10 protein-coding genes are annotated in these 15,943 nt (G+C 69.1%); 6 read left to right on the top strand and 4 right to left on the bottom strand.

Annotated features, from left to right (window positions below):
* Positions 1-57 precede the first annotated feature (57 nt).
* The 4 genes from MICSW_RS01755 to MICSW_RS01740 all read left to right on the top strand — a co-directional run bounded on the left by MICSW_RS01755 (position 58) and on the right by MICSW_RS01740 (position 7,949).
* The gene (locus tag MICSW_RS01755; protein ID WP_464496584.1) at positions 58-3,330 is read left to right on the top strand and encodes a transglutaminase family protein; all 3,273 of its coding nucleotides are present in this window, start codon (positions 58-60) and stop codon (positions 3,328-3,330) included.
* Positions 3,327-5,843 (top strand): circularly permuted type 2 ATP-grasp protein, encoded by a 2,517-nt coding sequence (locus MICSW_RS01750; RefSeq protein ID WP_464496583.1) that lies wholly within the window; start codon positions 3,327-3,329, stop codon positions 5,841-5,843. Before MICSW_RS01755 ends, MICSW_RS01750 begins: the two co-directional genes overlap by 4 nt.
* Positions 5,844-5,853: 10 nt before the next feature.
* Complete coding sequence (locus tag MICSW_RS01745) at positions 5,854-6,732, top strand: transglutaminase family protein (RefSeq protein WP_464496582.1); 879 nt, start codon at positions 5,854-5,856, stop codon at positions 6,730-6,732.
* A gap of 179 nt (positions 6,733-6,911) precedes the next feature.
* A complete protein-coding gene (locus MICSW_RS01740; RefSeq protein ID WP_464496581.1) occupies positions 6,912-7,949 on the top strand; it encodes a zinc-binding metallopeptidase family protein in 1,038 nt (345 codons plus the stop codon).
* Between the two features lie 96 nt (positions 7,950-8,045).
* Here MICSW_RS01740 and MICSW_RS01735 read toward each other — a convergent pair whose 3' ends face one another.
* From MICSW_RS01735 to MICSW_RS01725, 3 genes are all read right to left on the bottom strand, one after another.
* The gene (locus MICSW_RS01735; protein WP_347425176.1) at positions 8,046-8,387 is read right to left on the bottom strand and encodes a hypothetical protein; all 342 of its coding nucleotides are present in this window, start codon (positions 8,385-8,387) and stop codon (positions 8,046-8,048) included.
* Positions 8,384-8,743: a hypothetical protein gene (locus MICSW_RS01730; RefSeq protein WP_464496580.1), complete on the bottom strand. Its 360-nt coding sequence runs from the start codon at positions 8,741-8,743 to the stop codon at positions 8,384-8,386. Before MICSW_RS01730 ends, MICSW_RS01735 begins: the two co-directional genes overlap by 4 nt.
* 80 nt (positions 8,744-8,823) lie before the next feature.
* Positions 8,824-9,303, bottom strand: coding sequence for a cupin domain-containing protein (locus tag MICSW_RS01725; protein ID WP_228177378.1), 480 nt, complete (start codon positions 9,301-9,303; stop codon positions 8,824-8,826).
* Positions 9,304-9,576: 273 nt separating this feature from the next.
* On the opposite strand from MICSW_RS01725, the gene MICSW_RS01720 reads away from it, so the two are divergent.
* Positions 9,577-14,334, top strand: a complete 4,758-nt coding sequence (locus MICSW_RS01720) for an Lhr family ATP-dependent helicase (RefSeq protein ID WP_464496579.1) — start codon at positions 9,577-9,579, stop codon at positions 14,332-14,334.
* On the top strand, positions 14,327-15,100 hold the full coding sequence (locus MICSW_RS01715) for a DNA-formamidopyrimidine glycosylase family protein (protein ID WP_464496578.1): 774 nt from the start codon (positions 14,327-14,329) through the stop codon (positions 15,098-15,100). Before MICSW_RS01720 ends, MICSW_RS01715 begins: the two co-directional genes overlap by 8 nt.
* A 31-nt stretch (positions 15,101-15,131) precedes the next feature.
* Here MICSW_RS01715 and MICSW_RS01710 read toward each other — a convergent pair whose 3' ends face one another.
* Positions 15,132-15,833, bottom strand: coding sequence for a YitT family protein (locus MICSW_RS01710; RefSeq protein WP_228177381.1), 702 nt, complete (start codon positions 15,831-15,833; stop codon positions 15,132-15,134).
* Between the last annotated feature and the right edge of the window lie 110 nt (positions 15,834-15,943).

The raw sequence follows: 15,943 nt of genomic DNA, 5'->3' as shown, positions 1-15,943 counted from the left end.
TCGGACTGGTCGGCAAACCGTAACCCGCGCGCAACAGTTCTCCGCCACGCTGTGTGCATGTCGATCAAGGTGGCTCTCGAGCACCGCACCGCGTACGAGTTCGCCCGGCCGATCTCGGTCGCACCCCACCTCGTTCGACTGAGGCCGGCCCCGCACTCACGGACCCCCATCGAGGCGTACTCGCTCGAGGTGAGCCCGAAGAACCACTTCGTCAACTGGCAGCAGGATCCCTTCGGTAACTGGGTGGCCCGCCTGGTCTTTCCCGAGAAGGTGGACCGGCTCGAGATCACGGTGGGCCTGGTCGCCGACATGATGGTCATCAATCCGCTCGACTTCTTCATCGAGGAGTACGCGGAGCGGTTCCCCTTCGAGTACCGCCCGGACCTGGCATCCGATCTCGCCCCCTACCTGCGTTCTGTCCCCGGCAGCGGTCGCGCCCAAAGATGGCGCGAGACCCTGCCGCCGCTGCCCGAGGATGGGGTTCCGACCGTCACGTTCCTCGCCGACCTGAACCGCGCCGTGCAGCAGCGGGTCTCATACAGCGTGCGGATGGAAGCCGGAGTGCAGACCCCAAACCATACGCTTCGCAGCGGCATCGGCTCGTGCCGCGACAGCGCCTGGTTGCTCGTGAGCCTGCTGCGCCAGTACGGGCTGGCCGCGCGGTTTGTCTCGGGATATCTCGTCCAGCTCGCCCCCGACCAGGAGTCCCTCGACGGCCCGAGCGGGCCGGCTGCTGACTTCACCGACCTGCACGCGTGGGCCGAGGTCTACATTCCTGGAGCCGGCTGGATCGGGCTGGATGCCACGAGCGGCCTGTTCGCGGGCGAGGGCCACATTCCACTGAGCGCCACACCCGAACCCTCGTCGGCTGCCCCCATCTCGGGTGCTACCGAGGCTGTCGAGGTGGAGTTCTCGTTCCACAACGAGGTGCGCCGCATCCACGAGGACCCCCGCACGACCCGCCCCTACACCGACGCGCAGTGGCAGCGCATCGACGAGCTCGGCGAGGCCGTCGATGAACGGCTGACCGCCGCGGATGTGCGCCTGACCATGGGCGGCGAGCCGACGTTCATCTCGGTCGATGATACGACGGCCCCCGAATGGAACACCGACGCCGACGGCGACCACAAGCGGGAGCTCGCAGACACGCTCGCCGAGAAGCTGCGCGAGCGGTACGCGGGCGGCGGCATCGTGCACCGCGGCCAGGGCAAGTGGTACCCGGGCGAGCCGCTGCCTCGCTGGAACATCGCGCTGCAGTGGCGCAAAGACGGGGTGCCGCTGTGGAACGACCCGTCCCTGTTCGCCGACCCGTGGTCCGATGAACCCCAGCCAGGCGCGACGACGGATGCCGAAACCCTGGCCCGGCGCGTCACCCAGACCCTCGGCATCCCGAATAGCCGCCTGCTGCCCGCCTACGAAGACCCGCTCGCGGCGCTGGCGGCGGAGGTGCGCAAGCCCGCCGGTGAACCCACCGACGTCGAGGGATTCGACGAGCACGACCTCGCCGCCCTCGACCGTGATGTCGACACCCCCACCGGCTGGGTCTTGCCCCTCACGACCGACGGGCACTGGACGAGCCCCGTGTGGACGTTCCGTCGCGGCCGGCTCGTACTCAGCCCCGGCACGAGCCCCATCGGCCTGCGCCTGCCGCTGGATTCGGTGTCGTGGACACCCCCGGAGCTGACGGCAGAACCCTCGTATCTCGAAGAGTCACCGCTTCGCGAGCCCGAGATCCCGGACGTGTCGCTGCAGGGTGTGGCAACCACCGCGACCACCGCTGTCGCGTTCGAGGCCCGCGATGGTCAGGTGCACGTCTTCCTCCCCCCGGTCGCGCACCTCGAGGACTACACCGACCTGCTGCACGTCCTCGAGCAGGCGGCCTCTGCCACCGGCATCCGTCTCGTGATCGAGGGGTATGCGCCGCCGCCCGACACGCGGCTCGAGCAGCTCGTCGTGACCCCCGATCCCGGCGTCATCGAGGTGAACGTGCAGCCGGTGTCGTCGTGGGCGCAGCAGCGCGAGCTGACCACAACGCTCTACGACCTTGCCCGGCGCAGCCGCCTGTCCACCGAGAAGTTCGACCTCGACGGCCTGCACACCGGAACCGGCGGCGGCAACCACATCACGATCGGCGGCATTCAGCCCATCGACTCGCCGCTGCTTCGTCGCCCCGACCTGCTGGCAAGCCTGATCACCTACTGGCAGCGGCATCCGAGCCTGTCCTACCTCTTCTCGGGGCGGTTCATCGGCCCCACGAGCCAAGCTCCGCGTTTCGACGAGGGCAGGCCCGAGGCTGTGTACGAGATGGAGGTCGCGCTGCGCGAGCTGCGGCGGCTGGATGCCGAGGCTGCAGCCGCCGGCGGCAGCGCCCGCCCCTGGATCGTGGACCGGGCCCTGCGCCACCTCTTGACCGACCTGACCGGGAACACCCACCGGGCCGAGTTCTGCATCGACAAGCTGTACAGCCCCGACTCCAGCCGGGGACGCCTCGGGCTGCTCGAACTCCGCGGATTCGAGATGCCACCGCATCCCGAACTCGCCCTCGTCCAGGCTCTCCTGGTGCGCAGCCTCATCGCCTGGTTCTGGGACACGCCCTACGACGAGCCGCTCGTGCGCTGGGGAACGCGCCTTCACGACGAATTCCTCCTCCCTCACGGGACGCTGCTCGATATCGAAGGCGTCGTCGACGACCTGAACCGCGCGGGCATCCCGTTCGAGCAGTCCTGGCTCGACGCCTTCGCAGAGTTCCGCTTCCCGCGCATCGGGCTGGCTCGGATCTCGGCGCCCGGAGCACGCATCGAACTCGAACTTCGGCAGGCGATCGAACCGTGGCACGTGCTCGGCGAAGAAGCCACGGGATCGGGAACCGCGCGCTACGTGGACTCCTCTGTGGAGCGCATTCAGGTCACGGTGCGCGGCATCGACGAGCGCCGACACCTTGTGACGTGCAATGGTGTACCTGTGCCTCTCACCTCGACCGGCACGCTCGGCGAGTTCTACGCGGGCGTGCGCTATCGCGCCTGGCAGCCGTGGTCGGCGCTGCATCCCTCGATCGAGGTGCACTCGCCGCTGACCGTCGACGTGATCGACACGCGTGCCGAGGCGAGCCTCGGCGGCGCTACCTACCACGTCGTCCACCCGGGCGGACGGGCGTACGAGCACCCGCCGGTGAACGCGTTCGAGGCTGAGGCTCGCCGTGCGAGCCGCTTCGAGGCCCACGGACACACTCCCGGGCACGTCGATGTGGGCGCCCTCCGCGAGCGCGGCCGCCACGCGGCATCCGCCGACTATCCGCACACCCTCGACCTGCGCAGGATCGCCCCGGCGTGAGCGTCCTCCGCGACTATGCCGCCGCGGTCACCCAACCCACGCTGCCCTTCGCTTCACCCCGGGGATCCTCGGCGCGCTTCGACGAGGTCATCGCACCCGACGGCACGCTGCGACCCGCGTGGCGCGCGATGGCTCCGGGAGCACTCACCCTCACCATCGACGACCTGTCGCGACTGAACCGCGAAGTCGGGGCACTCCTGGCCGATGACGGCGTGACCTACAACCCGGCCGACTCCGAACCCGAGCCGTGGCGCCTGGATCCCGTGCCCCTCGTGCTCGACAGCAGCGACTGGGCCAAGCTCGATGTCGGACTCGCGCAGCGCGCCGAACTCCTCAACGCTCTGCTCGTGGACGTCTACGGCGAGCGCCGGATGCTGCGCGAAGGCATCCTGCCTGCAGCGACAGTGCTGGGGCACGCCGGCTACATCCGGGCGGTCGCCGGAACCGGATCCACCGACCCGCACCCCCTGCTGTTCAGCGCCACCGATCTCGGGCGCGACGGCGACGGCGAGTGGCGGGTCATCTCCGATCGCGTGCAGGCACCCTCGGGGCTCGGCTACGCGATGGAGAACCGCCGGATCGTCTCGCAGGTCGTTCCCGAGCTGTTCCACGGCGCCACGCTGCACCGCATCGAGCCCTACTTCGACGCTCTGCGCGAAGCGCTCATCGCGGCGGCACCGGATGCCCGCCCCGATGCACGCGTCGTGGTTCTCACCCCCGGCGCCCTGTCAGAAACCGCCTACGACCAGGCATTCCTGGCGGGCATGCTCGGCTTCCCGCTCGTGCAGGGGGCAGACCTCGTCGTGCGAGACGGCAAGGTCTGGATGAAACCCGCAGGATGGCCCGAGGTGACACCGCGGGAGCGCGTCGACGTCATTCTGCGTCGCGTGGATGCCGAATGGTGCGACCCCCTCGAGCTGCGGGGAAACTCGCAACTCGGCGTCGCGGGGTTGACCGAGGCGGTTCGCCGGGGCGGCGTGCGCCTTGTCAACGGGCTCGGCGCCGGTGTGCTCGAGAACCCGGCGCTGCTTCCGTTCCTTCCAGCGCTGTGCGAGCGCCTGCTCGGCGAACAGTTGCGCCTCGCGTCGACGCCGACCTGGTGGTGCGGCGATCCTGACGCTCTGGACCTGCTCACCCCGCGGCTGCTCGGAGCAGACCCGACGGTTGTCGTTCGGGCCATCGACGGGCCTCGGACACCGCTCGACGCATCCGACCCCGCCCGGCTCGTCGACAGCATACGGCACAGCCCGCACCGTTTCGCCGCGCAAGAGCTCCTCCCGCTCTCGCAGGCACCGACGTGGCGCTCGCCCGGCCAGGTCGACGCGAGGCCGGTGGTGCTGCGAACATTCACGCTCCGGCATCAGTCGACCTACCGTCCGCTCATCGGCGGGCTTGCCACCGCCGTCGCTGACGCCGCACTTCCGACCGCATCGAAGGACGTGTGGGTTCTCAAGGCCGATCCGGCGGACCTCGATCAGGGCTTGCCGGACGCCACAACGGTCGCCGTCGTCCAGTCAGTCCCCGAGGTGGCCCCGCGCGCACTCGACGACCTGTTCTGGTCGGGACGCTACGCAGAGCGCGCTGAGGATCTGCTGCGGCTCGTTCTCGCGATCCGATCGGATGCCGATCAGCTCACCGCCCCCGGATTGACCGCGGCGCAGAGCACCCAGGTGCTCGTGGGCGCGACGCAGCGCCTGTGCGGCACGCGGTGGCTCGACCTCGACGACGAGTTCCGGTCGGTACTGCTCGACGGCGCTCGTCCCGGCTCGGTGGCGCACTCGCTCTCGCGCTTGCGGACGACCCTCGAGGGAGTGCGCGATCAGCTCTCGGCCGACACCTGGCGGGTGTTCGCCGCCACCGATCGCGCCGGCGCTGCCCTGCGGATCACTCCGCACGCCCACGGCATCGGCGAGGCAGCGGGACAGATGCTCACGGCGCTTCTGGCGCTGCAGGGCACCTCGGCGAACATGATCCGCGATGCCGGCTGGCACATGATCGGGACCGGGCGGGCCATCGAGCGCGCGCTGCAGATCGGCATCCTGCTGCGAGCGACGATGGTCGACCGCCTCGTCGGCGACGTCGAACAAGAAGTTCTCGAAGCTGTGCTGCGTGCCAGCGAAAGCGTGGTCACGCACCGCCGCCGGTACCGCGGCGGGCTCTACGCGAGCGGCGTGATCGATCTGCTGGTCCGTGACCCCGAGAACCCCCGATCACTGCGATTCGCCGTGGCGCGCATCCGGGAGCACCTGGCCGCCCAGCCGCTGTCGACCGGGTCGACCCGCCCCGAGCGGCTGCTCGATCAGCTCGAGGCCCAGATCGCGGACGTGCAGGTCGCCGACCTCGCAATGGCCATCGATGACCGTCGGTCGACGCTCCACGACACCCTCACGGATGCCGATGCCCAGCTGCGTGAGATCGCGCGGGCGATCGAGGCACTGCACTTCTCGGCTGGCCCCCCGCTGCAGACCTACGCATCGCTGTCGCTGACCGAACTCACGGGGGCACTCTCGTGAGGAGCGACGCATGAAGTACGCGGTGTCGCACCGGACCGTCTACGAATACAGCGACGATGTGCGCAACAGCCTCGGGCTCGCGCACGTGGCCCCGAGACCGGTCGCGTGGCAGCAAATCGCGTCGCACACCGTGACGATCGATCCCGAGCCGAACGACATCAGCCACGAGCGGGATGCCTTCGGCAACGTCGTGACGTACTTCCACGTCACTGTGCCCCACACGCGCCTGGTCGTCGACGCCCGCACCGACGTGACCGTCGAAGCACCCCGCTATGACGATGCGGCGCTGGCGCTGCCCTGGGAGCGATCGCGTCCGGTGCAGCATCCTGATGCGCCCGGCGCCTGGGCCGCCGCGGAGTTCGCTGTGGCATCCCCGAAGGCCGAACACGTCGCCGAAGCCCACGCGTATGCCGCGGCATCCTTGACGCCCGGGCGACCGATCGGCGAAGCGGCCACCGACCTCATGCACCGCATCAAGGCCGACTTCGACTACGACAAGACGGCGACCACGGTCACCAGCTCGGTAGCCGAGGTGTTCCGGACGCGCGCGGGGGTCTGCCAGGACTTCGCGCACCTCGCCCTCGCGTGCCTTCGCAGCCACGGGGTCGCGGCGCGCTACGTGAGCGGATACCTCGCGACCCAGCCGCCGCCCGGTCGCGAGCGGATCGTCGGCGCCGACGCGTCGCACGCATGGCTCGCGGTCTGGATGCCGGGATCTGACGAGTGGCTCGCGATCGACCCGACCAACGACCAGTGGGCTAACGACCGCTACGTCACCGTCGCCTGGGGGCGGGACTACGGCGATGTCTCCCCCGTCAAGGGAATCATCTTCACCACCGCGAAGCGTTCGACCCTGCGCGTTTCGGTCGACGTCGCCCCGGTATCCTGACGACTCCGCCCCACCGGCCCCAGGTCGCAACGGCGCAGTTTGTGCGCGACACGCCGGCATCCAGCCCGTCCGCCCGGCGCGCCGCCAACTCCATGCGCCGTTGCGACCTGCGCGCGGACGCGGATCGCCGCGAGCGCAAGCCCTCCTGACACGTCGTGTTCGTGTGCGAGGATTCGCCCGTGAAGTCCTACACCTGCCGGGTCTGCGGCAATCGCCTGTTCTTCGAGAACTCGGTCTGCGTCTCATGCGAGACACCGCTGGGATACTCCCGCGCCGAGCGCGACATCGTGCCGCTCGATACCGACGACCGCACATACACGGATGCCGAGGGTGGCGTCTGGCACGTGTGCGCAAACCTCGGGCTATCGGGCTGCACGTGGCTGACGACGGATGCCGGCGGGCTGTGCTTCAGCTGCGGCTTGACCCGCACACGTCCCAACGACGCCGACCTCGAGGGGATCTCGAACTACGCTCCCGCCGAACGCGCCAAACGCCACCTCATCGCGGAGCTCGACGAGCTCGGCATCCCGATTCTCGACCGCACCGACGACCCCCGCGGCGTCGCCTTCGACCTGCTCTCGAGCGTGGCGGAACCGGTGACGATCGGGCACGCTGACGGCATCGTCACGATCGACCTCGCCGAGGCAGAGGATGCGCACCGCGAGAAGGTGCGGGCGATGCTCGACGAGCCGTACCGCACGATGCTCGGTCACTTCCGCCATGAGATCGGGCACTACTACGAGTCTTTTCTCATCACCGACGACCAGACGCGCGACCGCGCACGAGAGCTCTTCGGCGACGAATCCGAGGACTATCAGGCCGCTATCGACCGCCACTACGCCGAGGGTGCCCCGGATGACTGGCAACAGCGCTTCATCTCGCAATACGCGACGATGCACCCGTGGGAGGACTTCGCCGAAACCTGGGCCCACTACCTTCACATCAGCGACAGCATCCAGACCGCCGAGGAATTCGGCCTGCTCCGCCCCGCGCCGACCGCATCGTTCCGCGAGCGCGTCACGAAGACGTGGATGCCACTGTCGACCGCTCTGAACATGATGAACCGGTCGATGGGCTACGACGACCTCTACCCGTTCGTGCTGTCCACTCCGGTGCTCGACAAACTCGACTTCGTCGCAGGCCTCGCGGCAGACGCGGCGGCCGGCTCAGTCAAAGACTCGTCGGCAGGGGACGTCGAACCCGAGTCCGGCGCGTAGCCAACTCCTCAATCTCGGCGCCAGGAAGCTGCGTTTCCGCTCCGCGGCGGCTGTAGAACCCCGGTCTTGAGGAGTTCGCCACCGGGAACCCCCGGGCTAGCGTGATGCGCGCGAGCGACGGCGAACGTGGTCGAGAGCGATGACGGCGAGCCCCGCGGTCAGCAGAGCCGCCGGCATCCCCCAGGATGGCGGCGCCGACGCTCCGGTGTCGGGAAGCCGGGTCGAGGTGGGACTCGGGGTGGGTGTCGGCGTTGGCGTCGGCGTTGGCGTCGGTGCAGCGAAGGTGTCGGTGACCGTCGCCGATACCGTGGAGTTCGCCACCGCAACAACGGATGCCGGAACCGTCGTGGTGGACGCCAGCACCGCATCGGCAGTGTGCCCGTCAGCGGTCTGCGTGACGATGCACGTTGCGCCGGCGGGCACAGCCGGCAGGGTCACCACCCGGGTCGTTCCCGCCGGAGTGCCGGCGGCGAGCGTTCCCGAGTTCTCGACGGGATGTCGCCCGGGCTGCTCGAGTTCGGGTCGTTGAGCACGATCTGAGCCGTCGAGAACGTCCTGCCGGTGCCGGTGATCGTCGTCGGGTAGGGGGTTTGCGGGTCGGTGATCGCCGTCTCCTGGGCTCCGAACAGGCCGCTCTGGTGCCGCATCGCGACGACCGTGGCTTCGGTCGAAGCCCGCGGGGGATCGCTGACGCCGGGACCGTTGCCGGGCTCCGCGAGGGCGGGTGCGGCGCCGATGCCGACGAGGAACGCGGTGAGAAGAGTCGCGGCGAGGACGGTTGGGGTGGCACGCATGGGATCCTCCGTACGTCACTCTCGCACGTCCGCGCTCACATGTGTGCGCTCCGCGTCACCCGCTCACCCGGTCTCGCCCCTCACCCAGCGTCAGGCTCACCGTCGTAGTAGTCCACGGCGTCGTCGTCACGGAAGAGCATCGTGGGGCGGGCGGTCGTGTACGCCATCGTCTTTCGCGAGTCCGGGTAGCCGATCACGTCCTGTTCGGATGTCGTGTCCAGGTCGACGTACCGGAGCGGCTCACCGCCGGTAGCCGTCATCCGGTGCGCGCCCGCCGGCCCGGGTGGAAAGACGACGACCTCCCCCGGGCCGATGTCGAATTCGGCACCCGGGGTACGCACCCGACCCGTTCCCGACAGGATGACGTAGGCCTCGGTGACGCCAGCGTGCCAGTGATATGGGTACGCCGACTGACCCGGCGGGATCTCCATGAATGAGACCTGTAGCTGAGTGCCCTCTTTGGGAACAACGACGTGCTTGGCGAACGTGAACCGTCCACGGTCGCCGTGCCGGGCCTCGAAATCGTCCTGCCGTCCGTGCACCACCTGGTCGAATGCCATGGTCGCTCCTTTGCTCACCGTCACGGTACTCCCTTGGGGGCGGCGCCGCCCGGTTCGTCTGTCAACTCGCTGGGGCAGCCCCGTTCGCGTCGACGTTCTGCGTCAGGGCCGGGACGAACCCCGCGATGCACAGCGTCGCTAACTCCTCAAGATCGGGCCACCTACCGTGGCCGCAGGCGCCCCACGCAGCATCCGTCGCCCGTTCTGAGGAGTTCGCTGCGGGCTGGGACCGAGACCGCCCCGGATGTCGGTGGGGCGGGCGAAGATAGGGGGATGGCGGATGTGCTCGAGAGGTTCGGTCCTGCCACGCAGGATTGGTTCCGCGGCGCATTCACCGCACCGACCCCGGCTCAGGCCGGCGCGTGGGAGGCGATCTCGGCGGGCCGCCACGCGCTCGTGGTTGCTCCGACCGGTTCCGGCAAGACGCTCTCGGCATTCCTGTGGGCCATCGACCGTGTGTTCCGGGAGAAGGCTGAAACCCCGCAGGATGCCGCGGGCACCCGCATCCTCTACATCTCACCGCTCAAGGCTCTCGGTGTCGACGTGGAGCGCAACCTCCGCTCGCCGCTCGTCGGCATCGACCAGGCAGCCCGCCGACGCGGGCTGAGCCTCCCCGGGGTCTCGGTCGGCGTCCGCTCCGGAGACACCCCGTCGACGGAGCGCCGCAAGCTCGTCGCGACGCCGCCCGACATCCTGATCACGACCCCCGAGTCGCTTTACCTCATGCTCACGAGCCAGGCGGGCCGCACCCTCACGGGAGTTCACACGGTCATCGTCGACGAGGTCCACGCCGTGGCCGCGACCAAACGCGGCGCGCACCTGGCCCTCAGCCTCGAGCGCCTGGACGCCATGATCCGCGCCGAGAGGCCGGATGCGGCATCCGTGCAGCGCATCGGCCTATCGGCGACGGTGCGACCGATCGACGAGGTTGCCCGGTTCCTCGGGGGCGCAGCCCCGGTCGAGATCGTCGCGCCGCCGGCATCCAAAACCTTCGAGATGCGGGTCACGGTCCCGGTCGAAGACATGCTCAACCCACCGCCGGCCGCGGCATCCACCACGGGTGGGCCAGGCGTGCGGTCGACGGATGCCACAGCACCGACCTCCGGACAAAGCGAAGACTGGTATTCGCCATCCGGCGGAACACCCCCACGCCCCGAGAACACGGAGATGACGGGATCGGTCTGGCCTCATGTCGAAGAGGCCATTGTCGACCGGGTCCTTCAACACCGGTCGACGATCGTGTTCGCCAACTCGCGGCGGCTCGCGGAGCGTCTCACCGCGAGGCTCAACGAGATCTACGCAGAGCGGCTGGGTATCGAGCTCCCCGAACCGACGATCGCGGCAGCGATGCCCGCGCAAAGCGGCCAGACGGCTGGGGCTGATGCCGTGCTCGCGAAGGCCCACCACGGGTCCGTCTCGAAAGAGCAGCGCGCACTCGTCGAAGAGGAACTCAAGTCCGGCATCCTGCGTTGCGTCGTTGCCACGAGCAGTCTCGAGCTCGGCATCGATATGGGAGCTGTCGACCTCGTCATCCAGGTCGAAGCGCCGCCGAGCGCGGCATCCGGCCTGCAGCGCATCGGCCGCGCCGGTCACCAAGTGGGCGAGATCAGCCGGGCTTCCCTGTTTCCCAAGCACCGCTCCGACGTGCTGCACACCGCGATCGTCACGGAGCGGATGCTCGCGGGTCAGATCGAGGCGATCCAGGTGCCGCAGAATCCGCTCGACATCCTCGCGCAGCAAACCGTCGCAGCAGCGGCCCTCGCCCCGCTCCACGTCGAGGAGTGGTTCGAGACCGTCAAACGAAGCGCCCCGTTCCGCTCGCTTCCGCGCTCGGCGTTCGAAGCCACCCTCGACCTGCTCGCCGGCAGGTTTCCCTCAGACGAGTTCGCAGAGCTCCGTCCGCGCGTCGTGTGGGATCGGGATGCCGGAACCCTCACCGGCCGCCCGGGCGCGCAGCGCATCGCCGTCACGAGCGGTGGGACGATCCCTGACCGCGGCATGTTCGGCGTGTTCGTCGCGGGCGAGGGCCAGAACGCGCGCGTCGGCGAGCTCGACGAAGAGATGGTTTACGAGTCGCGCGTGAACGACGTCTTCACGCTCGGCACGACGAGCTGGCGCATCGTCGAGATCACCCACGATCGCGTCAACGTCCTCCCCGCATACGGCCAGCCGGGGCGGGTGCCGTTCTGGCACGGCGACGGGATCGGCAGGCCCGCGGAGCTCGGGGAGGCGCTCGGAGCCTTCACGCGTGAGATCTCCACTGCGCCACCTCCTGCCGCCGACGCGCGACTGACGGATGCCGGGCTCGACGCGAACGCGAAGACCAATCTGCTCGCGTACCTCGCTGACCAGCGCGAAGCCACCGGGACGTTGCCGACCGATCGAAGCCTCACTGTCGAACGCGGCCGCGACGAGGTCGGCGATTGGCGTGTCATCCTGCATTCCCCGTACGGCATGCAAGTCCACGCGCCATGGGCGCTTGCGGTCAGCGCGAGGATCCGGGAGCGGCTCGGTGTCGAGGGATCCGCCGTTGCGAGCGACGACGGCATCATCGCGCGCGTTCCCGACACCACGAGCGAGCCGCCCGGCGCCGAGCTGTTCGTCTTTGACGCCGACGAGCTCGAGCCACTCATCACGCAAGAGGTCGGCGGGTCTGCCCTGTTCGCGTCCCGTTTCCGCGAGTGCGCGGCCCGGGCGCTTCTGATGCCCCGGATGAATCCGAACCGCCGTAGCCCGCTGTGGCAACAGCGGCAACGGTCAGCCCAGTTGCTCGAGGTAGCCCGTCGGCATCCGACATTCCCCGTGATCCTCGAAACGCTGCGCGAAGTTCTACAGGACGTGTACGACGTGCCCGCGCTGCTTCGGATCGTCCGGTCGATCGCCGACCGCCGCATCCGCCTCATCGAGGTCGAGACTCCACAGCCCTCGCCGTTCGCGCGAGACCTGCTGTTCGGCTACGTCGGCGCGTTCATGTACGAGGGCGACTCGCCCCTTGCCGAACGCCGCGCCGCCGCGCTGGCCGTCGACCCTGCACTGCTGTCGGAGCTGCTCGGCACCGTGGAGATGCGCGAGCTTCTCGACCCCGACGTCATCACCCAGTTCGAATCCGAGGCGCAGCACGTCGCGCCGGACCGCCGCGTCCGCGGGCTCGAAGGCGTCGCCGACCTGCTCCGGCTGCTCGGACCGCTGTCTGGCGCAGAGGTAGCGGCACGGCTGCAGGCGGTATCCGGTGCCGCCGAGACGGAAGCAGCCGACCTCGAGCACACCGGAGCGGCCGCGACAGTCGCCGAGGCCACGGCTCACCTCGAGACGCTCGTCGCCAGTCGCCGTGCGATCGAGGTCACGATCGCCGGTGTCGATCGGGTGGCGGCCATCGAAGATGCCGGACGCCTGCGCGACGCCCTCGGCATTCCGCTGCCCGTCGGCATCCCGGTTGCGTTCCTCGAACCGGTCGCAGACCCGCTCGGCGACCTGGTAGCCCGGCACGCCCGCACCCACGGACCCTTCACCACGGATGCCGTCGCCGAGCGACTGGGCATCGGGACCGCCGTCGGGCGACTGACGCTGCAGCGACTCGAAGCGCAAGGTCGCGTCACGAGCGGCTACTTTCTCCCCGCCTCGTCGGCACTCGACGGCGGCGAGAACGAGTGGTGCGACTCGGAAGTACTGCGTCGGCTGCGGATGCGCTCGCTCGCAGCGATCCGAGGAAGCATCGAGCCCGTGCCGCAGGAGGCACTCGCCCGGTTCCTGCCCGCGTGGCAGCACCTGACCCGCCCGCTCGAAGGCGTCGACGGCGTACTCGCCGTGATCGAGCAACTGGCCGGCGTGCCGATTCCCGCCAGTGCATGGGAGTCACTCGTTCTGCCGAGTCGCGTTCGCGACTATCGCCCCGCGCTGCTTGACGAACTCACCGCTACGGGGGAGGTCATCTGGTCGGGGCACGGAACCCTCCCAGGACGCGACGGGTGGATCGCGCTGCATCCGGCCGACGCCATCGCCCTGAGCCTCCCGACCCGACCCGACGACGACATCGCAGCTGAGTCCCTCGAGGCACGCATCCTCGACGCGCTCGCCGGCGGCGGGGCGTACTTCGCGGGGCAGCTTCGGAGTCTCACTGACGCCGCTAACGAGCAGTCGGTGATCGAGGCGCTCTGGGCCCTGACGTGGGCGGGCCGGGTCACAAATGACACGTTCGCTCCCGTGCGCGGTCTGCTGTCGGGCGGGTCCCAGGCGCACCGCAGCGCCAGGCGCGCTCCCCGTGCGCGAATGTTCCGCGCGTCATCCATCGCGGCCACCCTCCCCCGTTCCATCACAAGCGGCGCGCGCGCGAGCGTCGGCGGTGTGAGCGCGGGAGCTGGCGGTCGCTGGTCGCTTCTTCCCGACCCGGAGCCGGAGCCCACGGTGCGGGCCGCTGCGACTGCCGGCATCCTGCTCGACCGCTACGGGGTCGTCACCCGCGGCTCTGTCCAGAGCGAGGCGGTCCCGGGCGGATTCGCGCAGGTGTATCGCACGCTCGCGGATGCCGAACGTGCCGGCCACTGTCGCCGCGGATACCTCGTCGAAAAGCTCGGCGGGGCACAGTTCGCGGCATCCGCTACCGTCGATCGCTTGCGCGAGTTCTCCGCGGTTGCCGACCCCGCTCCGCTGGCCGCGATAACCCTGGCTGCCACCGACCCCGCGACCGCATACGGTGCTGCGCTCGCCTGGCCGACCCTCGAGGGTGTCGGTCATCGCCCTGGCCGCAAGGCTGGAGCCCTCGTGACGCTCGTCGACGGCGAGCTCGCGCTGTATCTCGAGCGCGGTGGCAAGTCAGCGCTCGTCTTCAGTTCCGATGACGCGATAGTTGCCGCGGCCACAGCCAACCTCGCCGAGACCGCCCGGGCACGGCACCTCGACACGCTCACTGTCGAGCAGGTGAACGGTGACCCGATCTTCGGGACAGCCTTCGCCCGCGCCCTGCGCGAGGCAGGCTTCGTCGAAACCCCGCGCGGCCTCACTCTGCGCAAGACCTCGGGGTCGCCGCGTGCCTGAGGGTGACACCGTGTTTCGTGCGGCGCGGATGCTGAACGCGGCGCTCGCGGGCGACACGGTGACCCGTTTCGATCTGCGCGTGCCGCAGCTGGCTACCGCGGACCTCACCGGTGAACAGGTCCACGGGGTGCTGCCGCGCGGCAAGCACCTCCTCACGCGCATCGGGCCGTGGACGCTGCACTCGCACCTCAAGATGGAGGGCGAGTGGCACGTCTACCGTCCCGGGGAGCGCTGGCGGGCGCCGGCGTTTCGAGCTCGGGCAATCGTCGGAACGACGGATGCCGAAGCTGTCGGATATGACCTCGCCGAGATCGCCCTTGTTCCGACCGAACGCGAGGACGAGCTTGTCGGTTACCTCGGGCCCGACCCCCTCAGCGACAGCTGGGATCTCGACGAAGCGGCCAGGCGCGTGGGCGCGGACCCTCGAGAGATCCATGTCGCGGTGCTCGACCAGCGCAACGTTGCGGGGTTCGGAAACGTGTACGCGAACGAGATGCTGTTCGTGCGCGGCATCCATCCCGAAACACCGGGAACTCAGGTCGACGCGCGTGCCCTGCTCGAGGTCGGAACGCGAATGATCCGCGCGAATCGCGATCGCGTCGAGCGCACGTTCACGGGCGTCGATCGGAGGGGCGAGCGGATGTGGGTCTACGGGCGGGAGAAAAGGCCATGCCGTCGATGCGGAACGCCGATTCTCGCCGGCGCACTCGGTGCCGACGCCACGCGGGAACGGAACGTGTTCTGGTGCCCGCGCTGCCAGACCTGACGGTCGCGGGCAGCCGGCAGCGACCGCGAGATCAGTGACCGATGTAGCGGCCCGGGCGGTGGTTCATCGCCAGCACGAGGTTGAGCACGACGGCGCCGAGGGCGCTCAGCACCACGTTGGGCCACGGCACCACCAGCAGTGCCGCGGCAACGATGATGACGTCGAAGATCATCTGGGTCCAGCCTGCCCGGAATCCCCAGCGATCCTGCACGATGAGTGCAATGATGTTGATCCCGCCGAGGCTCGCCCGGTGCCGGAACAAGATCAGCAGACCCACCCCGGCCAGGAGGTTCCCGCCGAGGGTGCCGTAGATCGGGTTGAGGCCATCGATAGCGAAGAGGGCGTGGTGCACTACCGACCACCCCGAGACCATTGCGATCGCGATGACGGTCCGGATCGTGAAGCTCCAGCCGCGCTGCCACACCGCGAGCACGGCGAACGGAAGGTTGATGATCAGGAACAGCATCCAAAACGGCAACCCGGACGCGTACTGGATCAGCAGCGCGAGTCCCGCCGTGCCGCCGGTGACCGCTTCCGAGGACTGCAGCAGATAGAGCCCCAGTGATGCGGTGAAGGTTCCGGTGAGGATGCCGAGGATGTCCTCGGCCGGCGAGTGCGCGGTGGCTCGCTCATCGAATACGAGGGTGCGGGTGGCCTCCGGAGACGGGGTCGAAGGCTGATTCGGGGTCGCCGGATCAGCCTGCTGCGCGTCGCCGAGATCGTCGGTTGGCATGCCTCCCATTCTCTGCCAATCCGAAATCGAACCCGTTCCGAAGAGTTGTCAAGCCGGGAGACGACGAACCCGAGATCCGGCACCATTGCCGCTACGAAGCAATCAGCGGC

Source organism: Microbacterium sp. SW12 (genome assembly GCF_055391095.1).
The sequence above is the reverse complement of the archived record's forward strand: the minus strand, read 5'-3'. Positions and strand labels throughout refer to the sequence as shown.